Source organism: Pseudomonas sp. B707, from assembly GCF_022496685.1.
GTDB lineage: Bacteria > Pseudomonadota > Gammaproteobacteria > Pseudomonadales > Pseudomonadaceae > Aquipseudomonas > Aquipseudomonas paraglycinae.
The window spans coordinates 64906-89681 of record NZ_WTVE01000017.1 but is presented as its reverse complement, the minus strand read 5'-3'; the positions used below and the strand labels follow the sequence as shown (position 1 = coordinate 89681).

At 63.1% G+C, this 24776-nt stretch carries 18 protein-coding genes; 5 read left to right on the top strand and 13 right to left on the bottom strand.

The window, feature by feature from the left end:
• Nucleotides 1-187: 187 nt before the first annotated feature.
• The 7 genes from GQX66_RS08525 to GQX66_RS08495 all read right to left on the bottom strand — a co-directional run bounded on the left by GQX66_RS08525 (nucleotide 188) and on the right by GQX66_RS08495 (nucleotide 12772).
• Complete coding sequence (locus GQX66_RS08525; protein WP_240868078.1) at nucleotides 188-1141, bottom strand: peptidylprolyl isomerase; 954 nt, start codon at nucleotides 1139-1141, stop codon at nucleotides 188-190.
• Between the two features lie 15 nt (nucleotides 1142-1156).
• Nucleotides 1157-2707 (bottom strand): ABC transporter substrate-binding protein, encoded by a 1551-nt coding sequence (locus GQX66_RS08520; RefSeq protein ID WP_240868067.1) that lies wholly within the window; start codon nucleotides 2705-2707, stop codon nucleotides 1157-1159.
• A gap of 9 nt (nucleotides 2708-2716) precedes the next feature.
• Nucleotides 2717-3349, bottom strand: a complete 633-nt coding sequence (locus GQX66_RS08515; RefSeq protein ID WP_085748470.1) for an SCO family protein — start codon at nucleotides 3347-3349, stop codon at nucleotides 2717-2719.
• Entirely contained in the window at nucleotides 3346-3996 is a 651-nt protein-coding gene (locus GQX66_RS08510; RefSeq protein ID WP_007956112.1) for an SCO family protein, read from the bottom strand. Before GQX66_RS08510 ends, GQX66_RS08515 begins: the two co-directional genes overlap by 4 nt.
• Nucleotides 3997-4009: 13 nt before the next feature.
• On the bottom strand, nucleotides 4010-5932 hold the full coding sequence (locus GQX66_RS08505) for a YncE family protein (protein ID WP_240868064.1): 1923 nt from the start codon (nucleotides 5930-5932) through the stop codon (nucleotides 4010-4012).
• Between the two features lie 178 nt (nucleotides 5933-6110).
• Nucleotides 6111-11945 (bottom strand): manganese-oxidizing multicopper oxidase MnxG, encoded by a 5835-nt coding sequence (gene mnxG / locus GQX66_RS08500; RefSeq protein WP_240868061.1) that lies wholly within the window; start codon nucleotides 11943-11945, stop codon nucleotides 6111-6113.
• A 215-nt stretch (nucleotides 11946-12160) separates the two neighbouring features.
• Nucleotides 12161-12772, bottom strand: coding sequence for a lytic transglycosylase domain-containing protein (locus tag GQX66_RS08495; protein WP_085613420.1), 612 nt, complete (start codon nucleotides 12770-12772; stop codon nucleotides 12161-12163).
• A gap of 203 nt (nucleotides 12773-12975) precedes the next feature.
• Between GQX66_RS08495 and gspG the strand changes: the two genes are divergently transcribed.
• The 3 genes from gspG (at nucleotide 12976) to GQX66_RS08480 (ending at nucleotide 15306) form a co-directional block, all read left to right on the top strand.
• On the top strand, nucleotides 12976-13404 hold the full coding sequence (gspG, locus tag GQX66_RS08490) for a type II secretion system major pseudopilin GspG (RefSeq protein ID WP_102688630.1): 429 nt from the start codon (nucleotides 12976-12978) through the stop codon (nucleotides 13402-13404).
• Between the two features lie 14 nt (nucleotides 13405-13418).
• Nucleotides 13419-14606 carry a type II secretion system F family protein gene (locus GQX66_RS08485; RefSeq protein WP_007956102.1) on the top strand — a complete coding sequence of 396 codons (1188 nt, stop codon included), beginning with the start codon at nucleotides 13419-13421 and terminating at the stop codon, nucleotides 14604-14606.
• A 76-nt stretch (nucleotides 14607-14682) separates the two neighbouring features.
• Nucleotides 14683-15306: a hypothetical protein gene (locus tag GQX66_RS08480; RefSeq protein WP_240868058.1), complete on the top strand. Its 624-nt coding sequence runs from the start codon at nucleotides 14683-14685 to the stop codon at nucleotides 15304-15306.
• Nucleotides 15307-15454: 148 nt separating this feature from the next.
• On the opposite strand, the gene GQX66_RS08475 is transcribed toward GQX66_RS08480, so the two are convergent.
• Complete coding sequence (locus tag GQX66_RS08475) at nucleotides 15455-16354, bottom strand: LysR family transcriptional regulator (RefSeq protein WP_102688417.1); 900 nt, start codon at nucleotides 16352-16354, stop codon at nucleotides 15455-15457.
• A 160-nt stretch (nucleotides 16355-16514) separates the two neighbouring features.
• Here GQX66_RS08475 and GQX66_RS08470 point away from each other — a divergent pair, with 160 nt between their 5' ends.
• Complete coding sequence (locus GQX66_RS08470; RefSeq protein WP_085747768.1) at nucleotides 16515-17531, top strand: alpha/beta hydrolase; 1017 nt, start codon at nucleotides 16515-16517, stop codon at nucleotides 17529-17531.
• 63 nt (nucleotides 17532-17594) lie between these two features.
• A complete protein-coding gene (locus tag GQX66_RS08465) occupies nucleotides 17595-19022 on the top strand; it encodes a mechanosensitive ion channel family protein (protein WP_129973534.1) in 1428 nt (475 codons plus the stop codon).
• 279 nt (nucleotides 19023-19301) lie between these two features.
• On the opposite strand, the gene ycaC is transcribed toward GQX66_RS08465, so the two are convergent.
• The 5 genes from ycaC to GQX66_RS08440 form a co-directional block, all read right to left on the bottom strand.
• Nucleotides 19302-19928, bottom strand: coding sequence for an isochorismate family cysteine hydrolase YcaC (gene ycaC, locus GQX66_RS08460; protein ID WP_039771508.1), 627 nt, complete (start codon nucleotides 19926-19928; stop codon nucleotides 19302-19304).
• A 69-nt stretch (nucleotides 19929-19997) separates the two neighbouring features.
• Nucleotides 19998-21836, bottom strand: a complete 1839-nt coding sequence (locus tag GQX66_RS08455) for an amidohydrolase (protein ID WP_085712054.1) — start codon at nucleotides 21834-21836, stop codon at nucleotides 19998-20000.
• A gap of 45 nt (nucleotides 21837-21881) precedes the next feature.
• A complete protein-coding gene (locus GQX66_RS08450; protein WP_102688414.1) occupies nucleotides 21882-22508 on the bottom strand; it encodes an antibiotic biosynthesis monooxygenase in 627 nt (208 codons plus the stop codon).
• Entirely contained in the window at nucleotides 22501-22917 is a 417-nt protein-coding gene (locus tag GQX66_RS08445; protein ID WP_085698570.1) for a DoxX family protein, read from the bottom strand. The genes GQX66_RS08450 and GQX66_RS08445 overlap by 8 nt, the downstream gene beginning before the upstream one ends.
• 96 nt (nucleotides 22918-23013) lie before the next feature.
• Nucleotides 23014-24744, bottom strand: coding sequence for a hypothetical protein (locus GQX66_RS08440; protein WP_240868053.1), 1731 nt, complete (start codon nucleotides 24742-24744; stop codon nucleotides 23014-23016).
• Between the last annotated feature and the right edge of the window lie 32 nt (nucleotides 24745-24776).

The window sequence follows — 24776 nt, the reverse complement described above, 5'->3', positions numbered from 1 at the left end:
GAACCTGCTGGAGTGCGCCTCACAAGAGGTAACGCACACTTCATGCCAGGCTGAATGCCGGTAATTTTTTGTCTTCATGTCCTTGAATTGAATGGAAATGCCCGCTCGTCCCGGTACCCCGTTCCCCAGAAACGGGGAAGCACCTGAATGGGCATCGAAGCCATTCCCCACTATTGGGGGGGAACCTTCAGTCGTCGTCAATTCGTTCGATCCTGTTCTCTGCCCGTAATTGCGCGAGCACCTGACGACGAGCCTGGGTCTGTTGCTGTCGGGCGAGGTACGCCCTGACTGTTTCCAGCCCTTGCTCCTCTGGGACATCGGCCGCCTCCTTGTGGTTCTCGACAAAGATCAAATGCCAGCCGAACGGTGTGCGCACCGCTTCGCTGACTTCACCAGGCTTGAGGGCAAACGCCGCCGTTTCAAACGCCGGCACCATTTGCCCACGGGCGAAATACCCCAGGTCCCCGCCCTGGCTGGCGGTGACATCTTCCGATCCCGATTGCGCGACGCTAGCAAAGGTTTGCCCCCCTACGATAGCTGCGCGCAACTCTTCTAAGCGTAGCCGCGCCGCTTCAACCGTGGCGGCATCGGCATCGCCGGCAACCTTGATCAGAATGTGCCGGGCCTGGACCTGCTCCGGTGCGCCCATTTCAGCGCGGTGTTCCTCAAAAAACGCCCGCACCGTTTGCTCGTCCGGGGCCTGGACTTGGGTCAGCTCGGCGAACATCCGCTGCGCCGCCAGTTCGCGGTGGGTGTACTCGGTGAACGAGGCCTCATCGAAACCGGCGTCCTGCAAACGCTGGAGGAATTTGTCGGTGCCACCGATGGCGGTACGAGTCCGTTCGATCTGGTCGCGCACCGTTTGCTCATCGATCTTCACCCCGCGCTTGCGCGATTCCTGCCAGAGCAGTTCCTTGTCGATCAGCGTGTCCAGCGCGGCCTGACGCAGTTGTTTATAGGCCTTGGGGTTGCGGATGCTCGCCACGGCGCGGCCCTGATCTTCCAGGTACTCGGCGAAAAAACGTTCCAGGCGAAACTCGGAAATCGCCTCGCCGTTGACCCGGGCGGCCACCGGTTCATTGTTCGCCATTCCCACCGACAACCAGCCTGTCAGCAGCCAACACAGGGTTTTGAGCTTCATGATCAGGGCCTCCGGTCAGGGCGTGGCAATAATCGGTTTGTAGGGAGCGACCAGATAAAAACGCTGGTCGGGCAAGTCAACGGTGACCACGTGCGCCCCGCTCAGGCCCAATCGTCGGCCGGGGCCGAAGCTCAGGCGCGGGGTCAGGCCGGTGTCGAAGTCGTGCAGGCCTTCGAGCGCCGCCACCAGTTTTTCGCGGCTGGCGTCGCGGCCGGCCTGCTTCATGCCTTCGCTGAACAACAGCATCGAGGCGTAGGCGCCGACTTGCAGCACCGCGTGCTGGGCGCCGAGGCCTTGATGCTCGCGCAACAGCGTCAGCGCCATGCGCCCGGCCTGGGTCCAGTCGCTGGGCACGAACGGATACGCCAGAAACACCCGCCGGGAAAAACCCTCCGGCACCTGCAACAAATCCCCCGCCACCTGGCTCGACGCAGCAAACAGGTACGGCACCTGCCCGGCATTCTGCAATCCGGCCGCCAGCCGACTGAAACCTCCGCCGCTACCGAGGTAGAACACTGAGCGCGAGCCCAGCGGCAAGCTGTCCGCCGCCGGGTCGTAGGCCTGCAGATGGACTTTTTCCCAGCCGTGATCCTGTAGATATTGGCCGAGGACCTGTGCCGCCAGCACCTGGGCCGGGTCATCGGGATAGGCAATCAGCGTCGGCCCTTGCAGCACTCGCAAACTGGCGGTGGCGTAATCGGCCAGCGCGATCAGTTGCTCGCGCAGGCCCGGCAGCGGCTCGAAAATCTGTGGGCTGGCCTGCACCGGGCCGAGCAACGACAGGGCCCCGATCAGCGGCACGCCGGACTGCTCCAGACGAGGCGCCAGTTCGCTGTCCAGCGCCGGGGCCAGCGGTGCAATCAGGGCAAAGACTTGCTCTTCCTCGATCAGCCGTTGCAGGGCCTGTTCGGCGCTGGCGCGATCCGGGCCGGGATCGGCCACGGTCAGGCGCAACTGCCGACCGTGAATGCCGCCGGCCTGATTGATCCGCGCAACGCTGCCGTTGAGCACCGCCGCGATGGTAGCGCCCTCCTCGGCCAGTGGCCCCTGGCTGGGCAGCAAGGTGCCCAAATGCAAGGTCTGGTCATCGAGCCCCGGATCGCGGTCATCGGCCAGGCGTTTGAGGTAAGCCGTGAGATTGCGCTGATCCTTCATCGACAACAGGAAGCGCGGCATGCTCGGGTCGAGGCGATTGTTGCCGGGGTCGCGGCCCTGCTGGATCACCCGCGCCAGACTGCTGTCGGTGTAGGCCGGGTAGTTGCGGCCATTGATCTGTTGCTGACCGTGGATGCTGGTCAGCCGCGACCAGTTGAGCTGCGGCGGACGCACCCCGCCTTCGGGTCGGCCGAGACCATCGGCGCCGTGGCAGTTGGCGCACGGCAGGCTGGTGGCCGGCAGCAACACATCCGCCGCGCCGACCCGCGCCATGATCGGCTCGCCGCTGGCGGACAGGCCTTCGCGGTACAGGCGCTTGCCGGCGCTTTCTTCATCGGTCAGCGGCAACGCGGCTGCGCCGAGGCTGAAGCCAGCGAGCAGGATCAGGGCGAGGACGCGGCCGAGGTTCATGGCGCGGACTCAGCGGCCGGCCACGGGCATTGTCAGCAGCTGCAAGCGCTGGGCAATGGCGGCGGCCGGGGCGTCGGGACGGATTTTGCTCCAGCGTTTGTTGGCCACATCGCCGACGATCAACTGGGTCGAGTGCTGCTCGGGCGTCGGCACGATCTGACCGATGCGGCCCAGCACCAGGTCCATCTGCGCCTTGTCGCCGGTGAGGAAAAGCCAGTGAGGGTCATCGGCGCCCTGCTTCAAGGTGTAAGCCTTGAGCACCGCCGGCGTATCGCGCAGCGGATCACTGGTAAGGGAAATGAAGGTGATGCCGTCGGCCTTGTCGCCCAGCAACTCGCGGACTTCCTTGAGCTTGCGGGTGATCAGCGGGCAGGCGTCATTGCAACTGGTGAAAATCACGTTGAGCAGCACCACGCGGTTGTGCAGTGCATCGCTGTAGAAACGCTGGACGTCGCCGTTCTGATCCAGCAGCGGCGTGTCGGTGAACCAGGTTTTCGCGTCGTGGGTGCCTTTGACCGGTGCGGGCGCAGCGCTGGTCGTTGTCGTTGCCGGTGCCGGTTGTTCGTGGCCTTCGTGGGCCAGGGCCATGGCGCTGAAAATCCAGAAACACACCGTCAGGGTGATCCAGTCCAGGGTTCTCATGGTTGTTGCTCCATGGCAATCGCGGTGTGTTTGGCGTGGGTGCGCAGGCCGCTGAGTTTCTCGACTTCCTTGGCCAGCAGTGCCGGGTCGGTGAAGCCGTAATAGCGCGTCCAGTGGCGGCTGTTGCCGTCACCGACGAGGATCAGCGGCTGGTGATTCTTGAAGTCGCCGCTGAAACTGCCGAGGCCCTTGAGGGTGGCGGTGATCGATTGCGGCGAACCGGTGAGCCAGCTCCAGCCCGGGCCTTTCTGGAAGGTGCGGGCGTAATCCTGCAAGCGTTTCGGGTCGTCGCGCTGCGGGTCGATGCTGATCGACACCAGCTGCACTTCCGCGCCGACCCGGGCACCGAGCTGTTTCTGCACCTTGCCCATGATCGACGAGACCACCGGGCAAACCGTGGTGCAGCTGGTGTAGATGAAACTCATGACGACGATCTTGTTGTGCACCAGATCCTGTTCCAGGTGCACGGTCTTGCCGTTCTGGTCGAGCAGCGGCACGTCGGCGAACTTGACCTGGGCGTGCTCCTGGCTGTTGGCGGCCGGTGCGGTGTGGCCGGCATGCTCGTCCGCCGAGTGGGCGCTGGCCTGCTGGATACCGACGGCCAACAGGCACAGGGTCAGCAGGCCACGGGATGCAAATCGGTTCATGGTCTTTTCCTCATCACTGAGTCTGGCCGGGCAGCACCCGGACACTGGCAAATGTCTTGTCGTCGAAACCCGCGCCCAGCGAGGCCGCGCGCACGTGCAGGTACCAGGCGCCGCTGCGGTCGAGGGTCACCGGCGCTTCGTACACGCCGTCGGCGACTTCCCGTGCGGCCACTTCACGGGGCCGGGAAGTCGGCGCGAGGAAGTAACGCAACTGCACGTCGGTCACGCCGCTGCGCTGGATCTTCTGTTTGCCCTGGACGATGCGAAAGCGCACCACGTAGGGGTCGTTGAGGGCCACGGCGGTCTTGTCCAACAAGAACTCGACTTTTGCCGCGCCCAGGTGTTTTTCCGGCGCGCCGTCGGACGCCACCTGCGCGGTGAAGCAATGAATGATGTTCGGCTGGTTGAGCAGGAACGCCACGTCGAAGCGCCCCGCCGCCGGCAATTTCACTCGGGCGCTGTACAGCCCCGGCGACACTTCGCGCAGGCTGCGGTCGATCACCAGCGCGGCGCGGGCGATTTGCCCCCGGTTGGGGTAACCGGACATCGGCGCGTTCATGCCTTCGGCGTAGAAATAGGTGGTGTTGTCCACCGGGTTGACCACGAACACCGCGTTGTCATCGCGCGATACCGCGAGGCTCGACGCCAGCGGCAGATCCCCGGCCAGCCGTGGCGGCTGCGGCCCGGCTTCGAAACCCTGAGTAATCGGCTGACGCCCTTCGCCCAGCGAAGACAGGTTGATCATGGTGACTTTTGGCGAGGCCAGTCCGCGCACGTAGGCATAGGCCTGGGTGAACACCACTTGATAGGGTTCGGCTGAAACCTCCAGATCATGGATCGCCGAATCGTTGGCCGCGTCGATCACCGTGGCGCGGTTTTCCAGCGTGTTCAGCACCACGCCAAAACGGCCGTCGGCGCTGAAGTCCATCGGGCCGAGGCCCTGCTGCAGCTTGATCACCCGGCGTACGGCGCGGCTGTTGCTGTCGATCACGGTGACGGTGCCGTCCTTGCCGTCGGCCACGTACACCGCGCCGGACAGCGGCGAGTACGCCACCGACAACGGGCTGGAGCCGGTCTTGACCTGTTGCACCAGGCTCAGGCTGGCGACGTCGATGACGCTGAGGGTGCCGTCGTCGCGGTTGCTGACGAAGGCGAAACGGCTGTCCTTGCTGAACGTGATCTCGTGGTGGCCACGCCCGGTCGCCAGGTGTTTCAGCGGTTTGAGGCTCTGGGTGTCGATCACCGTAACGCCGGACTCTTCAGCCTTGCTCGCGTTGTTGCCGACCCACAGCAGACGCTCGTCCGGTTGCAGCGCGACCCGCACCGGTTGGCTGCCGGCGGCCACCGAGTCGAGCACCTTGAATTGCTCGCTGTCGATCACCGCCACTTCCCCCGCCGTCGGCATCGACACGAAGACCTTTTTGTTGTCCCTGGGCGTGACCCAGTCCATCGGCGACTGCTTGAGTTCGATCCGCGCCAGGGTGCTGGTGATACCGCCGACCGAGACTGACGGATCGACCACCGAAACGCTGGCATCGCGGTTCATCACCAGCAGGAAATAGCTGTTGAGGTCGAGCAGCGGCCGCGCGCCGATGTTGGATTTGAGGAACGTGCCGACCCGCGACTTGCAGCTCTGGTCACGGCCCTGGGCCTGATCGGCGGCGACGGCTTGCGGATCGATCCACGCCCCCGGCGCCACACCGGACAACGGCTGGCCGGACGCACCGTCGGTGACGCGAAACTGCACGTCGGCGAACTCGCCCTCACGCAACTGACCGTCGCTGGCCAGCGGCTTCAGATCGAAGGCGATCGACACGCCGTCGCGGGTCAGCACCTGCCCGGCGCCGGTTTGCGCCAGGGCAATCTCGCTCAGCGTGAGCAGCGCGCCGACCATTGCCAACAGGCAGACGCCGATGATGTTGATGATCCTGTTCATGTCGCTCTCCCCTGACACATTTTCCGAAACACCGCCGTCCCCTGTGGGAGCTGGCTTGCCAGCGATGGCGGCTTCAGCCACACCATCCAGAACCGAGTTGCTGCCAATCGCTGGCAAGTCGAAACGTCGAACCGCAGCTCCCACAGGTTTTTGCATTTACAGGCTCATTTCATTCCAGCTACTGAGCAGGCGGCGCCGGCTCCGGCTCATTGGTCACCCGCAGCAATCCCCACAGCCCCGAGGTGTTGCCATAGGCGCCGTAATCGCGGAACAGGTAGTCCCCCGGTATCGCGTTGCTGCCCCCGGCGCTCGGGATCATGAAGCTGAAGTGCGCCGCCGGCAGGATGCTTTCGTGAGCGCCGATGTACATCGACATCGGGTTGTAGCCGAAGCGCACCGAACCCACGCCCGGCGTGCCCATCGGGTAGCCGCCGGTGTCGCTCTTCTCGGCCTGGAACGGGTTGAGCGACCAGACGTGTCCGTCGAGCTGGAACGTCGTGCCGCGACTGCCGCCGCTCGGCATCAGGATGTGCGTACGGAACGGCTGACCCGGTTTGGCATACAGCACCGGTGTCTGCGGATCGCCCCCCACCAGCGCATTGCTGTAGGCCATGTGTGCGTTGGTCATGTCGCCGTAACCCGCGCCATCGGCATGGCCGAACGGCGCATCCGGAGCGAGGCCGAAGCGATACCACAGCGGTTCGGTCTTGTAGTTGATGGCCATGCTCGAGTTGTCCTGCGGATCGGTCGGTACACCGAAGCCCTCGGCAGCGATGCCTTCGACCGGCCGGCCATTGGCCCAGCGGGTGTTCAGCGCCTTGTGCCAGACCATCGCGAAGTCGCGGTAAGTCGTCTGCCCCGGTGCGGTGACCGTGGCGTTGACCTTGCGCGCATCGTCGACCCAGGTCGCGCCGATCGGCAGGATGCTCATCGCCCCACCCAAGCCTTTTTGCGGTTGCTTGATCACATCTGCCGGGGTGAAGTTCAGGCCACCGAACTCCACGGCCGTGGCGTTGATGTTGTCGACACTGCGCCCCAGTTGCGTGACTGGTTTGCCTTCACGCTCCAGGTGCCCGGCGTAGTACTGATAGGTACGGGTCGGGTAGGCGCCGCTGCTGCCCAACCGTGGCGGCACGGTCTGGATCGGGTTGGCGCCGACGTTGGCACCGTCGGACTTGGTGATGTCATAGGCCAGCAGTTGCGCGTGCAGACCCACGTGGCTGGACGGCCGCATCAGGTTGTTGCTGAAAGTGGTCGAGCCCAGGCCGCTGTTGCGATCACGTTTGACGATGCCCTGCATCACGGCAGTCTGAGTCAGGTCGGGCATCACGCTCGGCAGACGGTTTTCCAGGGTGATGTTGATGCAGTCCCCGGCCGCTGCGCGCAGCACCAGCGGTTCGACCGGAATGCCGGGTTTGAGCTTGCCGCTGACCGGATCGAGGTCGGATTTGCGCACGTACAGGATCGCCGTCGGATCATGCAGCGGCCCGCTCTGACCACCAATGGTGATGGTCTCGCCGTCCTCCGGATCGGTCACGGTCACTTGCGGGATGCTCACCGTGCGCGAGTTCAGCACCAGGGTGCCGCCCGCCGGATTCAGCGGCCCGCCGACATGCTGACCGAGCCCGGCCGAATCGCCGATGCTCAGGCCCAGCGAATTGCCGAGGATGTCGTTGGCCAGCGCCGCGACCACTTCATAGTTGCGCTGCACCGTCGGCCGGGTGCCGATGCCGTTGGGGTTGGCGCTGATCCGTGGGCAACTGCCTTCGAACGCCACGGTGTTGCGCATGCCCGCCGGACTCGGGTTGTTGGGGATGGCGAACAGGTCATTGCGTTTGGCCGTGTAGTTGCGCATCACGCCCCAGATCCCGCTCCAGTAGCCTTCGATCGAAGCGTCCATCGAGTACAGATAGTCACCGGTGGTCGCCGCAGAGCTGGACAGCATCGACACAGGTGCGATGAAGCCCATCTGTTCGGAGATGCCGATCATCTGCGAGGCGCGCCAGCCGGAGTTGGAGCTGTTGCCGAAACCGGAACCGCTCTGCAGCCATTTCACACCGTGCAGGGTGACGTTGTGCTCTTCCTCGTGGCCGCCGGCATGCACCCGCAGACGCACGTTGTCGCCGGTGTAGGTACGCAGCATCGGGGTGAACGGATCGCCCGGCTCGCTGCCGCCCTTGTTGATGTGCGGCGGGAACAGCGTGGTGCCGCCAGTCGGACCGGTGGCGGCCGTCACCAGGTTCGGCGCCAGGTTCATCGCCGGGATCGCCCGGTCGGTACGGCTTTGCATGGCATAGGCCAGATCGCCGCCGAGGCCGTCGGCCTGCATGCCGCGCTTGCCGTCCGGGCCGACCTTGTTCGGGTCGTAAACCCGCAGGGCCAGCGGCTCGTTGCGATAGTTGACGACGAACATGCCGGGGTCATCCACGGAGATCGCTTGCGGGCAAGGCCGGCTCGGACAGCCCGGCACCTGACCGCCCTGCACTTCCAGCACGCCTTCGAGCAGGGTGCTGGCGTTGTTGCGCACCGGCGGGTTGATCGCGTAGCGGAAGCTGTCGGCGGTGGCCGGGAAGGCTTGCGGATTCGGCACGCCGTTGGGGCCGGCGCCCACGTACACACCGGCTTCATAGGCGTGTTGGAAGTCGCTGTATTCGAGGAAGAACTCACGGAAGCTGTCGTTCTTGCCGTCGCCGTCGAGGTCGCCGGTGTTGATCACCGCCTGCCACGAGGTCGGCCCGCCGTCCTGCCGCGCGCCGCTGTACAGAGGCTCGCCGGTTTCGGCGTGGAACCAGGTGGAACCGGCCGGTTCCGCCAGCACCGTGGCATACAGGCCGATCTGCTGGTGAGTCGATGGGCCGAGGTGGTCGTGGGTGAAGATGGTGCCCAGCCCCCGATCCACGCCCTTGGCGTTGACCACCGGGTCGACGAACCAGCGTTGCATGGCCGTGCGCGCGCCCATCCAGTCACTGCGCCCGAACTGACCGAAGAACGGATGCGCCTTGGCTTTCGGGCAGGCCTGGGTGCCGTCGCGCGGGTCGGTGCCTTCGCACTGGTTGAATTCACGAATCGCGTGAATGCGTTCCTGAACGGCACCGGGCGAGAGCACGCCGTCCTCGTAGTTCCAGCCGTTGGAGGAACCGTCGGCAGCCGTCAGGTCCCACTTCGGCAGGTGAATGTGCTGGCCGATCACGTCGGTCGGCGTGCGCACCTGATAGTCATCCATCTCGTAGGTGGCAGGCACCAGGTTGGTTTGCTGGTATTGCACGCAGTCGAAGGTGTTCATGCGCATCACCAGCGGCTCTGGCGGACGCTGCTTGGTGATCACCGGCCAGGCGTCTTCCCACAGCGCCAGAATCCGGGCTTGCGGGAAGTGATAACCGACCTTGTTGTAGACCGCGTCGAACTGGATGTTGGCGGCCTTGTAGATCCGTGGCCGGTCGGCGGTGAAGGTCGAGGCGCCGACGAAGGACATGCCGTCCAGCCGATCGCCGCTGGCGAATTCACCGCTGCCGGCGCTGCTGGTCAGGCGTTTTTGCCGGTCGTCCATGCACGGTTCGTAGTACGGCGCGCCGGCAATCGGCAAGGCACCGTTGGTGCGGAAGGCCTTGGCCACGATCTGGTTGCCGGGCAGCAAGGCAAAGCTTGGGTGATCCTTTTTCGCGTGGAACGCCATCGCGGCCTGTTCCACTTCAGTGCCCTCTTCGGGCAGGTAAATCGGTTTGGCGCGGGTGACTTCCTTGGAGAAGTCCAGCGAGGTGGTCACGGTGTGCGCCTCGCCTCCGGCCGATACCCCGTCGAGGGTGTGACGCTGCAAGCCGCCGTCCCAGCCGCCGGACTGATTCGGGTCGAGGTTGGCCCACAGCGCTTTGCCGCTGGCTTTCAAGGATTGCGCGGTGGCGGCGTCGAGCATGTCCAGCGGTGGGGTTGGCGGACGCTGACCCACCGAACTTTCCATGCCGCCGATCCAGAACGGATAGCCAGGGTTTTTCAGGCTGCCGTCGGCGTTGCGGTTGGCTTCGCTGCGATCAACCAGTGCCAGGGAACCGATGGCTTGCGAACCACCGTTACCGCCGTGGTGTTCGCCGTCGTCATCGCCCTCTTCTTCCTCATCGTCGTCATCGTGGCCGGCGACCAGGGTTTCACCGATTTTCGGCACCACCACCACTTTGCCCGGCATCGGGGCCATGGCTTTGCCGGGCAGCGGCACGACGGCAGGAATCGGCGTGCCGGCAATGATCTCGCCATCCGGCAAGGCGCGGGCACCGGCGGCCGGTTTACCGCTGCGCAGGGCGTAAGGTTCACTGTGATAACCATCGGCGCCCTGTTGCGAGACTTCCAGCCGGGTGCCTTCTTCGAACACATCGTGCACCCGCCACATCGACCACATACCCTGAGCGAAATGCGGGTAGAAGTGGCAGTGATAGATCGCATCGCCGGCCACCCGGTTGCGGTTGCCGGAGCCGCCGTTGGCGATTTCGTAGGTATAGCCGGCGCCCGGACCGATGCCTTGAGCGTCGACGTAATCGGAGTTGTCGTCGTTGGGGTTGAACAGCCACTGATGGCCGTGCAGGTGGAAGATGTGCTGTTCGTGGCCGTTATGGGTGTTGCGGAATTTGACGAAGTCACCGATGTAGCTGTGGTTGACGTTCGAAGGCTCCGAGGGATACAGGGCCATGGTGGCCTTGACGCCGACCTGATCGGCGCTGGGTGTCTGGCCAGGGGCGATGTTCTCAAGCCCGGTGTTGGCCGGCACGTCCACCAGCATCGCCACGTCGCCGACGGTGTGCGAGCTGAGGAAGAATTCTTCGTAGGCGCACGACAGGCAATCGTGCATCGGCCCTACGCCGAGGCGGTTGGCGACCACTTCAGCGCCCATGCCCCCGGAACCGTAGTTGATCATGAACGAGTCGCGGGTCGGCTCCAGCACATGGGCCATGACCGGGTCGGCCCAGTAGGCGGGGAATGCCTGGGTGGCGGCGGTTTCGTCCTGGAACTGCGAGGCGAAATCGCGAAACGGCTCGAGGCGGTTGGGGATCGCCGGGTTGCGTTTGCCTACAGATTCCAGCGGATAGGTGCTGGGCGCAAAACTGCCATCGGCGTTGCTGCCCATGACGATGGCGTCGCTTTCGCTGGAGATGATTTCGTTGCCGTCGACCATGCTGATGATCGGCGTGCCGGCCTTGCCTTCACGCAGCCACGGTTCGCGCTGCGGGTAGCGGGCGTGGTAATCGACGATCGGGTGACCGGCCGGTGTACGGCCGGTGGTCGCCAGACGCATTTCTTCTTCAGTGAGGGTGTTGCGATAGGTGCGTCCCGACTTCGGCACCACCACGACCTGGCCGAACAGGCCATTGGCGGTGTTGCCGGCCGCGCCTTCCCCGCCGAATGTCGCGCCACGGCTGCTGACGGCAAACGCCCCTTCGCGCTCGGCGTACAGCACGTACGAACGGCTCGCGCCCGGCGGCACCAGGGTGTTGGCGTTGCGCCCGGTGTAGGAGGAAATGTCGTCGATGCTGTTCACCGCTTGCAGGCCGTTGACCTGGAAACCGACATGGCGGTCGGCGACCTGCTCGTCGACCTTGAAGGCATCGGCGCCACCGGGGTTCACGGTGCCCTCCTCGCCTTCAGGCCCTTCGAAATGCTTGTTCGGGTTGGCCTGGTAATCGAGCAGGTTCTGCAGGTTGATCGTCAGGCAATCACCGGCGGCCACCCGCAGCACCAGCGGCCGTGGACGCTTGTCCGCACGCAGCGAGACCTTGCCCGGCACCGCGCTGCCGCCATAGGCCAGCGAGACGTCATGCTCATCGACCACATCGCGGCGCAAGGCGTACATCATGCCGTTGGCATTCTGCGCACCGAGGCGGTTGAACATCAGCGGTTGATCGAAGGCGACTACATTGGCCACCAGATTGCGCTCGCAGCGCACGGCGGCGCTGGCCAGTTCGACGCTGAGCATCGAGACCAGCAACAGCAGCCAGTTCAACAGGGGCGGTGCGTGGTGAATGCCAACCATGATCGGAAACCTCGTAGTGGATGCTCACAGGGAACGATTCTCGATAAAGCCCTTGGAGCAATCCGCGTGCCACAAAAAATTGCTTTTCATCTCAATCAGTTACACAAACCACTTGAGAACCCGGGGGATATTCCCCACCCGATTCCCCACTTTTCCGGGGCCATCGGTTTGCCCCGATAGTGGGGAAAGCCGGGGCTGGATTTTCAAAAAAAGCTTTACAACGGCGCATCCACCGCCAGCCCCTGCAGGCGCCGGTACTGACGCAGCACGCTCGGGACATAGCGCTGGGTTTCGGCGAAGGGCGGAATCACCCGGCCGCGGCTGAGCACCGCGTCAGGCCCGGCGTTGTAGGCCGCTACGGCCAGAGCAATGTCGTTGTCGAACAGGGTCATCAGGCGTTTGAGATATTTGGCCCCGCCCTGGATGTTGGCCTTGGGGTCGTAGACGTCTTTCACCCCCAGCTCGCGGGCGGTGTCGGGCATCAATTGCATCAGTCCGCCAGCACCTTTGGGCGAGGTGGCGCCGGGGTTGTAATTGGATTCGGACTTGATCACCGCGTGCAGTAAAGCCTCGGGCAGGTGATTGGCGCTGGCCGCCGCTGACACCAGCTCGGCGTAGGGCTGGTTGGCGATCAATTGCGGTTGCCGGTCAAGGCTGACCAGTGGCGCATCGGCCTCGCGAATCACCCGCTCGTAAGTGCGTCCGGGACGGTGGACGTTCGACAGCACGTAGCTGCCCTTGGCGTCCATGGAAACGAAGACATCGGCTTGCGCGGCACCGACCGACAGCACGCAGCCGAGCAGTCCTGCAGTGAATGAATGGATCATTGGGCCTCCCCTGACAGGCCCCGAAAAATTGGGGGAAATGCCCCACTGACCCGTCGTTGATCAGCCGTACGCAAGCACTGTGCCGACTCTGGAAAAGCCCGTAATACAAGGGCTTCAGCCTGACCGCCGGAATTTTCGGGGGCTGAGCATGGCAATTGCATAAGCCCTTTCGGCGACACGGCTGCCACTCACGGGAGGTCATCATGAAGCTGCATTTTCGTCCGCGTGCCCAACGCGGTTTCACCCTGCTCGAACTGCTCGTGGTGCTGGTGGTGCTTGGCCTGTTGGCCGGGATCGTCGCGCCCAAATATTTCGCCCAGCTGGGGCGCTCCGAGGTGAAGGTTGCCAAGGCGCAGATCGAAGGCCTGAGCAAGGCGCTGGACCTGTACCGGCTGGAGGTCGGCCATTACCCGTCCACCGAACAGGGCTTGCAGGCGTTGGTGACCGCACCGAGCGACGAAGCCAAATGGACGGGCCCGTACTTGCAGAAAAAACTGCCGCAGGATCCGTGGGGGCGTAACTACACCTACCGCTATCCCGGCGAAAACAGCGAGTACGACCTGCTCTCAATGGGCAAGGACGGCCAGCCCGGCGGCGATGGCGAAAACGCCGAAGTCACCAACTGGCAATAAGCGGAGCACACGGCATGCGATTTCAACTCAAAGCAGTGGGCAAGGCCGGGGTGGTGTCGCTGAGCGTCGAGGCGCCGGGTCAGAGCGAGGCGCGGCGCATTGCCGAGGATCAGGGCTTGCGCGTGGTCAGCCTGCACGCCGAGAGGCACTGGCGTTCGTTGCGCCTGAGCAAGCGTGAAACTTTCAACCTGGTGCTGTTCAGCCAGGAACTGACCACCCTGCTCAACGCCGGCCTGCCGCTGATCGATGCGCTGGAAAGCCTGGCCGAAAAAGAAACCGCCCCCGCCGCCCGCAAAACCTTGAGCGAGCTGGTGCGGCTGCTGTACGAGGGCAAATCCTTCTCCCAGGCGCTCGGCCAGTTGTCGGCGGTGTTCCCGCCGTTGTACGTTGCGCTGGTACAGTCCAGCGAGAAGACCGGCGCGGTCGGCGATGCGCTGGGCCGTTACGTGAGCTATCGCCAGCGCATGGACGAAGTGCGGCAGAAGATCGTCAGCGCCTCGATCTACCCGCTTTTGTTGTTGGTGGTCGGCGGTGGCGTGGTGCTGTTTTTGATGGGCTACGTGGTGCCGCGCTTCAGCCTGGTGTTCGAAGGGCTGGGCTCGAACCTGCCGTGGCTGTCGCAGATCCTGATGAGCAGCGGCATGTTTTTGCATGCGCATCAGGGTGAGTTTTTCGGCCTGTTGGCGACAATCGTCATCGCCCTCGCCGTGCTGCAGAAACAACCGGCGTTTCGCCGTGGGCTGGATCGGCTGGTGGAGAAACTGCCCGCCGTACACCAGCGGATTTTCATGTATGAACTGGCGCGGTTTTACCGGTCACTGGGGATTCTGCTGCAAGGCGGGATTCCGCTGGTGACCGCCATGGGCATGGTGCGCGGCCTGCTCACCGTGGCCTCGCGAGCGCGGCTGGACCAGGCCTGCGAGCGGGTGCGCGAGGGGCAATCGTTGTCCACTGCCCTTGAGCTCAACCGGCTGGTGACGCCCGTGTCCCTGCGCCTGCTGCGCGCTGGCGAGCAGTCCGGCAACCTCGGGCAAATGATGGAACGCAGCGCCGATTTCTACGACGAGGAAATCAGCCGCTGGATCGAGTGGTTCGTGCGGTTGTTCGAACCGCTGCTCATGACTTTCATCGGCCTGTTGATCGGGGTGATCGTGATCCTGATGTACATCCCGATCTTCGAACTGGCTTCGAGTATCCACTGACCTCGGGAACGGGTCGGATCACACGCAACAAGCCACATCCACGTTCCCAATCAAGACAACAAAGACGGAGAACGATATGCACATTCAAAAGCTCGTGCTCGCAATGGCCATCGGCGCAGTCCTGTCGGCGTCTACCGTACTGATTCCGGACAGCCTGTCCGGGGTGTCGAGTGTTCAGGCCAAGGATGGGGGAAGTGGTGGTGGCGGCGGTGGTGGAGGTAGTGGCGGAGGCGGCGGTGGAAACGGTGGGGGTGGAGGTGGAGGTGGTAACGGCGGGGGCGGCGGCAATGGAGGCGGCGGCAGCGGAGGTGGTGGCGGCGGTAATGGAGGTGGCGGCGGCAGCGGTGGCAATGGTGGTGGTCACGGCGGCAGCGGCAGTGGCGGCAACAGTGGCAGTGGCGGCGGTGGCAACAGTGGCCACAGCGGCAGTGACCACGGCTCGGGCCACTCCGGCAACACGGCGTCATCCGGTCGCAGCGGCACGCATTCTGAACCCGGCGACGACCATGGTGTGCATCGGTCCGGAGAGGTCGGCGATGACCACGGTGTACATCGCGCTGGTGAAATCGGTGACGACCATGGCGTACATCGTGCCGGCGAAATCGGTGATGACCGAGGCCTGCATGCCGCGGGCGAACCCGGTGATGATCGCGGTGTTCACGTCGGCGGCGAGCCTGGCGATGACAAGCGCGCCAACTGACCCGAACTGAAAACACCGCAATCCCTGTGGGAGCTGGCTTGCCAGCGATGAGGCCTGGTCAGTTAAAGCATTACTAACTGACCCACCGCTATCGCGGCAAGCCCGACTCCCACAGGGCTCATCGGCGCCCACCAGCTCACCGCAAAACCTAGAGAGCGACATGATTCTGATCCAGCCGCTCCCGCAAAAACTCGATCAACGCCTGCACCGGCCGCGACGCCTGGCGATGCTGCGGATACACCGCCGACAACGTCAGCGGTTCCGGCCGAAACTCATCCAGCACCGGCACCAGCCGCCCATCCTTCAGCGCCGCGCCGACAATGAACGTCGGCAGATAGGTAATCCCCATCCCCGCCACCGCCGCATCCCGCAGCAACTCACCGTTGTTGACGCGCATCCGCCCGGTGACATTCACCAGCAGCGGCTTGCCCTGCCCCGCGTTGAACCGCCACTGCACCGAACGCCCGTGGCCGTAAGGCAGACAGTCGTGGCCCAGCAGATCTTCCGGTCTGACCGGCGTACCGCGTTCGGCCAGATACGCCGGACTGGCGCAATACACTCGCTCGATTGACGCGATGCGTCGGGCGATCAGGGTCGAGTCCTCCAGTACGCCAATGCGCAGCGCCAGGTCGTAACCCTCGCCCAGCAGATCCACCGGCCGGTCGCTCAAGTCCACCTCCACCGTGACCTCGCGATAACGCTGCAGAAACGGCGGCAGCAGACAGCCCAGATGGGCCAACGCAAACGACAGCGGCGCACTCACGCGAATCGCCCCGCGCGGCTCAGCAGTCTGCCCGGCGATGCCCTGCTCCACCGACTCCACTTCACCGAGCAAACGCAGCGCCGACTCGTAATAGCTCTGGCCCAGCGGCGTCACGTCCAGGCGCCGGGTCGAACGGTTGAGCAATCGCACGCCCAGGCGCTCCTCCAGTTGCATCAACCGACGGCTGACGAACTGCTTGGATAGACCCAATTGATCGGCCGCCGCCGTGAAGCTGCCGGAGTCCATCACCTGGCAAAAAATACGCATGTCTTCGAACGGGTTCATTGTCACTCTCTGGTTGACAGTTAAACGCTTTATAGCCGCTTTTTCACTTTCCGGCACCTCATTAATCTGTGCTCACGGTGTTGCTGAGGCCTGAAGCCCAGCGCCACAGCAGCCCGATCCCAAGGCATAAAAACTCAAACGACTTAAAAAGGATTTGCACATGAACATCAAGAAAACCCTCGCCGCTTCCCTCCTCGCCCTGTCCATCGGCAACGCCTTCGCCGCCGAAAGCACTGGCGTCGAACACAACACTCAGGCCTTCCTCGACGCCCTCGCCGCCGGCGGTGGCAAACCACTTGAACAACTGAGCCCGAAAGACGCCCGTGCGGTGCTGACCGGCGCCCAGGCTTCGGTGAAGGTTGATCTGTCCGGCGTTGAAGTCAGCGACAAGGCGATCAAGGTCGACGGCCAGACGATCAATCTGAAAGTGGTGCGTCCGGCCAAGATCAAGGGCGAGCTGCCGGTGTTCATGTTCTTCCACGGTGGCGGCTGGGTGCTGGGTGACTTCCCGACGCACCAACGCCTGATTCGTGATCTGGTGGTGGGTTCTGGCGCGGTCGCGGTGTACGTCGACTACACGCCGTCGCCGGAAGCGCAGTACCCGACCGCGATCAATCAGGCCTACGCCGCGACCAAATGGGTGGCCGAGCACGGCAAGGACATCGGGGTCGACGGCAAGCGCCTGGCGGTGGCCGGTAACAGCGTCGGTGGCAACATGGCAGCGGTTGTGGCGTTGATGGCCAAGGAACAGAAAACCCCGGCCCTGCGCTTCCAGTTGCTGATGTGGCCGGTGACCAACGCCGGGTTCGATAACGGCTCGTACCAGCAATTCGCCGAGGGCCATTTCCTGACCAAGGGCATGATGCAGTGGTTCTGGGACAACTACACCACCAACCCGGCCGAGCGTGCGCAGATCCATGCCTCGCCGCTCAACGCCAGCGCCGAACAGCTCAAGGGCCTGCCCGCCGCGCTGGTGCAGACCGCCGAGTTCGACGTGCTGCGTGACGAAGGCGAAGGCTACGCCCGCCACCTCGACGCGGCCGGTGTGCCGGTGACCTCGGTGCGCTACAACGGGATGATTCACGACTTCGGCCTGCTCAACCCGCTGAATGGAATCCCTGAGGTGAAGGCCGCCGTGCGCCAGGCCGCAGCGGAACTCAAGACCCATCTGAACTGAGTGCAACCCCTCGCCACACCTTCGGGTGTGGCGTTTTCTTTTGTGCCCGCCGGAGTTCACCTCATGAGCCTTTTTTCTGCCCACCTGCTGTCCTGGAGCGCCCTGCTGCTGGTGCTCGACACCCTGCTCTGGCATCTCGTGCCGTTCAAGCATCGCGCGCAACGGGTCGCTGTGCGACTGGTGCTGTTTCTGGGCTTCAACGCACTGGCCATCAACGCCGGTGTCAGCCCGTTGCAGGCGCCGTTGTTCGCCGATGACCCGGTGGCGCAACTCGGGGCGACGGCACTGGGGATTCTCTGGTGGCTGTACGCCGCGCGGGTGCTGACCGAAGTCATCGGCCTGATCCTGATGCGCCGCATCGGTCACAGCGGCCGGTTGTTGCAGGACGTGATCGGGGCGCTGGTGTTTCTGGCGGCCATCGTCGCGGCGGCCGGTTATGTGCTGGATCTGCCGGTCAAAGGCCTGCTCGCGACTTCCGGCGTGGTGGCGATCGTCATCGGTCTCGCGCTGCAAAGCACCTTGGCCGACGTGTTTTCCGGCATAGTGCTTAACACCACCAAGCCGTATCAGGTGGATGATCTGGTGGTCATCGACGGCGTCGAAGGCAAGGTGCTCGACATCAACTGGCGTGCCACGCACCTGCTGTCCAGCACCGGCACTCTGGCCGTGGTGCCGAACTCGGTGGCGGCCAAGGCCAAGATCGTCAACCTCAGCCGCCCGAACAACCTGCACGGCGTGTCGATCAGCATCAAGGTGCCGAACCACATTCGCCCGCGCCGGGTGCTCGACGCCCTCGAGCGCACGCTGCAAGGCAGCAGCAGTCTGTTGCTGACGCCCGCGCCGAAAGCGGTGCTGAAAGAGGCCGGCGACGAAATGTCGGAATACGTGGCCAGCGGGTTCATCGCCGAACTGGGCAAGAAAAGCGAGGTGCGCAATCAACTGTTCGACCTCGCCCACCGCCATCTCGAAGCGGCTGGCATTTCGCGGCACCCGGACGGCGTGATCGAACCTTCGACCCGCGCCCGCGCCTTGCTCGATGAAGTGAAAATCTTCCGCTCGCTGAGCCATGAGGAACGCGATCGCCTCGCCGAATCGATGGTCGCGCAGCAGTACAGCGCCGGGCAGGTAGTGCTCAATCTGGAGGAAGTCCCGGACAGCCTGTTCGTGATCGCCACCGGCGTGGTCAGCGCCAGCGTACCGGACGGCAACGGCTTCACCGAGGCCGGGCGCATGGGGCCGAGTGAGGTCATGGGCGAACAGAGCATCCTCGCGGATACGCCTTCGCAGGCGACGTTCACGGCGCTGACGTCGTCGATCATTTATCGCCTCGACAAGAACCTGACCCGCCAGTGCATGGAACAGCGCAGTGAAGTGGGTCGGGCGTTGAACAAGTTGCAGGCAGTGCGGCAGCAGAACAGTCGGCTGGCGTTGATGGCCAAGCCTGTGCCGGTTCGCAAAGGTGGATTTTTGGGATGGTTGCAGAAGCGATAATTCACCGGGCTTTCAATCTTCTTTAACTTCAAAATCCAACCCCCTCACCCCAACCCTCTCCCCAAGGGGGCGAGGGGGAAAGGGAGCAGATTTTCGTGCTGTTAAAATCCAAGTTCGGCTCAGGACTCTCAGGTCGATGTACTTCGCACATCCACCTCGGTCGGCCCCCTCTCCCTCTGGGAGAGGGTTGGGGTGAGGGCTCGTTTTCGAAGTGAAAATACACACTCACCAACACCGAAAAAAAATGCCCGCTCTTCAGCGGGCATTTTGTTCAGCCAATTACTGGGCCGTGAACTTGGTATAGCTGTTGATCAGGTTGCGGTAGTTAGGCAGACGCTGCGACAGCAGGTTCGCCAAGCCTTCCATGTCGTTGCGCCAGTCAACTTGCAGCTCACAAGCCACAGCAAACCAGTTCAACAGGTGCGCGCCGGCAGCCGACATGCGCGCCCACGCCGCTTGTTGCACGGTGGTGTTGAAAGTGCCGGAAGCGTCAGTCACCACGAACACTTCAAAACCTTCAGCGATGGCCGACAGGGTCGGGAACGCTACGCACACGTCAGTCACCACACCGGCGATGATCAGTTGCTTGCGGCCGGTGGCCTTGATGGCCTTGACGAAATCTTCGTTGTCCCAGGCGTTGATCTGGCCAGGGCGGGCAATGAACGGCGCGTCCGGGAATTGCTCTTTCAGCTCAGGCACGATCGGGCCGTTCGGGCCGGAATCGAAGCTGGTGGTGAGGATGGTCGGCAGGTTGAAGAACTTGGCGATGTCGCCCAGTGCCAACACGTTGTTCTTGAATTCGTTCGGCGAGAAATCCTGTACCAGCGAGATCAGACCGGTCTGGTGGTCGACCAACAGTACAACGGCATCGTCTTTGTTCAGGCGGCTGTAAGGAACGTTGCTCATGTGAAACTCCTCGATGGATGGTTGTTGCGGGGAGCGCCGCTCACACAGAGCGGCGCTTTTTCAAAAGGATCAGAACGCGAAGCAGGAGCAGCCGAACGCGCCCCAGAAACCGGCGAAATCGCTGACCGGCGCATTCGACATCCGCGCTTTTTCATGGCTGTGGGTATGCACCGCGCACGGGCCGCTGCACTGGTGAACCTGGGCCTGCAAGGGCGAATTCGGGCGCCAGTGGCCCGGGACTTTCACCACCGGCGACCAGTCCGGCAGCACCGGCAATGCACGTGGGCCTAGGTCTTCGAAGTCTCCGGCGGAATAAACGATTTTGCCGCCGACCACGGTCAGCACCGACTCGATCCACTTGATCGCTTCTTCTTCGACATGGAAGAAGTCCGCGCTCAGCGCTGCCAGGTCCGCCAGTTGCCCGACCTTGATCTGGCCCTTCTTGCCCTGCTCGGACGAGAACCAGGCACTGCCGTGGGTGAACAGTTCCAGCGCGGTGGTGCGTGGCAAACCTTCTTCGTACAGCGCCAGACCGCCGACGGTGCGACCGCTGACCATCCAGTACAGCGAGGTCCACGGGTTGTAGCTGGACACCCGCGTGGCATCGGTGCCCGCGCCGACCGGCACGCCTTCGGCAAGCATGCGCTTGATTGGCGGTGTGGCTTCGGCGGCTTGTTTGCCGTAACGGTCAACGAAGTATTCGCCCTGGAACGCCATGCGATCCTGAATCGCGATGCCGCCGCCCAGTGCCCTCACCCGCTCGATGTTCTGCGGGGTGATGGTTTCGGCGTGGTCGAAGAACCACGGCAGGCCGTTGAACGGAATATCGCGGTTGACCTTCTCGAACACATCCAGCATGCGGCTGATGGATTCGTTGTAGGTGGCGTGCAGACGGAACGGCCAGCGCTGTTCGACCAGGTGGCGCACCACCGGCTCCAGTTCCTGTTCCATGGTTTGCGGCAGGTCCGGGCGCGGTTCGAGGAAGTCTTCGAAGTCGGCTGCCGAGAACACCAGCATTTCCCCGGCGCCGTTGTGGCGCAGGAAGTCATCGCCCTGATGCAACTTGACGCTGCCGGTCCAGTTCTGGAAGTCGGTCAGCTCTTCTTTGGGTTTCTGGGTGAACAGGTTGTAGGCGATGCGCACGGTCAACTGGTCGTCTTTGGCCAGTTGTTCGATCACCTGATAATCGTCCGGGTAGTTCTGGAAACCGCCGCCGGCATCGATGGCGCTGGTCAGGCCGAGGCGATTGAGTTCGCGCATGAATTGGCGGGTCGAGTTGACCTGATATTCCAGCGGCAGCTTCGGCCCCTTGGCCAGCGTCGAGTACAGGATCATCGCGTTCGGCCGCGCCACCAGCATGCCGGTCGGGTTGCCGTTGGCATCGCGCACGATCTCGCCGCCCGGCGGGTTCGGCGTGTCGCGGGTGTAGCCGGCGACGCGCAACGCGGCGCGGTTGAGCAACGCACGATCATACAGGTGCAGGATGAACACCGGGGTGTCCGGCGCTGCCTGGTTGATTTCCTCGAGGGTCGGCATGCGTTTTTCGGCGAACTGGAATTCGTTCCAGCCACCGACCACGCGCACCCATTGCGGGGTCGGCGTGCGGTCGGCCTGATCTTTGAGCATGCGCAGCGCATCGGCCAGCGACGGCACACCTTCCCAGCGCAGTTCGAGGTTGTAGTTCAAGCCGCCACGGATCAGGTGCAAGTGCGAGTCGTTGAGGCCGGGAATCACGCAGCGGCCCTTGAGGTCGACCACTTGCGTACCGGCGCCGCGCAGGGCCATGGCTTGCGTATCGTTACCGACGACGACAAAGCGGCCGTCCTTGATCGCCACGGCACTGGCGAGGGGTTTTTCGCGGTCTACCGTATGAAATTGGCCATTGAACAGAATCAGATCGGCGTTCATCGCAGTTCCTTCGAGATAAGTGAAACGGAGCCCGGACCCGCCGCTTCAGCGCAGCGGATTGGCATTGGATTCGGTTTTTTTGCGTGACTGACCGGCTTCCAGCCACGGCGCGAACAGACGGGTCACCGGCGGCATGAACACGTAAACCACCGACACCACGATGGTCAGGGTGATCAGGAACGTGGCGACCACGTAGTTGGAGAGAAAGGCATTGAGTTGCAGCAACGGCCCCCAGATCAGCGGCACCAGCAAGGTGTGCGGCAGAATCACCAGCAGCGTGACCACGGCCTGCTTCCAGCGCGGTGGCGGTGAGCCGGCCTCGGCCGTCGGCGTGAACCAGAATTCGTTGGCTGCGTTGACTTCGGTCTGGTCGCCGTCGGCTAGCATCGGCGCCGCTTCATCGATCAGCTTCTGACGCTGCGGCGAATCGAGCCAGCGCTGCATCGCCTCGGTCGAGCAATAACGCAGCACGCAGGTGAACAGTGCGAGCCCGCCCTGCTGGCTGCGCATCACGTCCACGCCCAGATGCCCTTCTTCGCGCCCCGCCACGCTGACGATATTGCGCAGCCAGGCTTCGTAAGGCGCTTCAAAACCGGCCTTGACCCGGTGCTTGACGATCAGCGTCACGGTTTCTTCGGGTCCCGGTTTTTTCAGGGTCTGGGCATCAGGCATAACGGAGCACTCCGGGCAAACGAACATTGAGCGCCAGCCGTCCCGGCCCGGCGATCAGAACAGTGGTGAAGAGGATCAACAGCAACCAGCCGAATTGCCCTTCGGCCACACTCCATTGCGGATGCACGAGCAGCAACGCCACCAGCAGCACAAAGAGAATAGGCAAGCACGCCAGACGCGCCAGCACCCCGGCGACGATCAGCAGCGGGCAGAGGACTTCGGCGAAGATCGCCAGAATCAAAGTGAGGTGGGCACCGAGGTGGAACGGGTCTTCGATCAGTTGCAGCTGCGCGGTGAAGTCCAGCAGCTTGGGCAAGCCGTGGACGAACAGCAGAAACAACCCGCCGGTCACCCGCAGGAACAGCAGGCCGAGGTTTTGCGCCTGGTCATTGCGTTGTACAGCGTTCATGGGCCCACCCCCGATCAATCATTGCAGGGAATAGTGCAATGATTGATCGGGGGGGAAATTGGATGGGTGTGCTCTCTTTGCTCTTGATCGCCCGCTCTATCGAATCGTGTACTGACGCAGGACAAAAGCCTGAGCCGTTGACGAATTCGCGACGGTGTCCAGATTGACCCTGAAACGCAGGGTCAACGTGCTGCCGGGGCGCAGATCCTTCAAGTAACTGAACAAAACAATGACGCTGTAACCGTTATTGAAGACCCAGCTCTGGTTGACGGTGACGTTGCCCGTCCACATCGCGAGATTATGGGGGGCACCGTTGATGTCTTCGCCCTCCAGATCCAGCCAGAGTGACTGCAATCTCGCAATATGCGGCCATACACCAAAGCGCAAGGTTGCGCCGCCCTGCACGCTGGCCAAGAACAGGTCCGACGTACCATTGGCCTCGAGAAAAACGGGAGGAATGAACCGGTCCGCCGGGATCATCCCCACATTCAGATGAATAGGCCCCAAAGGCACGGGCTGAGCCGTGCCGCGATCATATTCGGCGCTGACCGTGACCCGCTTGCCCAGGCTGAACGCCACGAGCGTAAGCGGCAAAGGGATTCTCCTGGGACGCGTGGGGCCGGCTGTGAGGGTATTGGTGGTGTGTGAGCCCGCCGCCGGAGTCCCCGGCGCAGCAGTCCAGCGGACTCTGATCCGGTCGTTGGGCTGCATGTCGTAATTCACGACAGCCGTCAGATTCATCTCTACCGCCAACGGATCAACATTGCCATTATCGGGCGCCTCGGCAATCGTCACCTCGAGGTTCTGAATGACGACCTTGATTCGCCTCGGACTGGACGTTCCCCCGCTGCCATCTGCCAAACGAACCGTGAACGAATGCAGGCCTCCGGTCAGTGCCTTTGCCAAATAGGTCCAGATACCGCCCACTGCGTTGACGGTGTCCAGAAAAGTTTGACCATCAAAGACGTCTATCGCGCCGAAACCACTACCGCTCAGGGTAACGCTGGTGTAGCGGGTGTCTGCGCCATCGGGGACTTCACCCTCGGCATCGGTGACCGACGATATGCCGGGCGTATTGGTTGCAACTGTATTGACGGTGTAGTTCCGATGGGCAAATGCCTGGGCCTCGGAAAGATCCGGACTGTTTTGCAGCCCGGCCCAGAATCTCATCGTCAGCACGCTGCCATTTTGCAGACCTTGCAGCGGTGCAGCAGGGACTCTTTCCTCTTTATATCCCAGACTGAATCCATTACCGACGACATTCTCCGGTGCTTTCCAATACCAGGCCTCCCAGACACTGCCGTCGGGCTTCACACCTGTAAGCCGGAGCCAGAAGAACTGCTCGCGCCTGCTCAGCAGCCATGACCTGATACGCAATGTAACCTCAGCCAGTTCGCTCACATCCAGGTGAGTGCCCTCACCTTCGTCGCTTGCCTCCTTGATCACCGGCAGGGGCAGATCAAGTTGGTCGATGAGCGGTATGTAAAGCGGCAAAGTTTGTGATTCCACAGACGGTTCAGTGCCACGGTGAAGCGTGTAAAAGGCTCTGACAGTTAGCCCGAGATTAAATGCTACCAATGTGGTGTCAATGTGGGTCGTAAAAGGGCGTTTGAATCCGCCGATCGGGATTCGCGGCGACGTATAGGAACCGGGACCTGGAGTTCCTGCCACCTTGATCGTAATAAAGTCCCCTGGCAACCAAGGGAAGTCGATTGTTACCGTCAGGTTGTACCGGGCGGCCGCTGGCACCAGGAAACCCTTCGAACTTTCTTCAATTGCCAGTGGTGGCAGATCGTCACGGGTGAGCGCAGGAATCGGCGTGTCCATATTCACTTCCCTTGATAGCTGGCCGCTTCGGC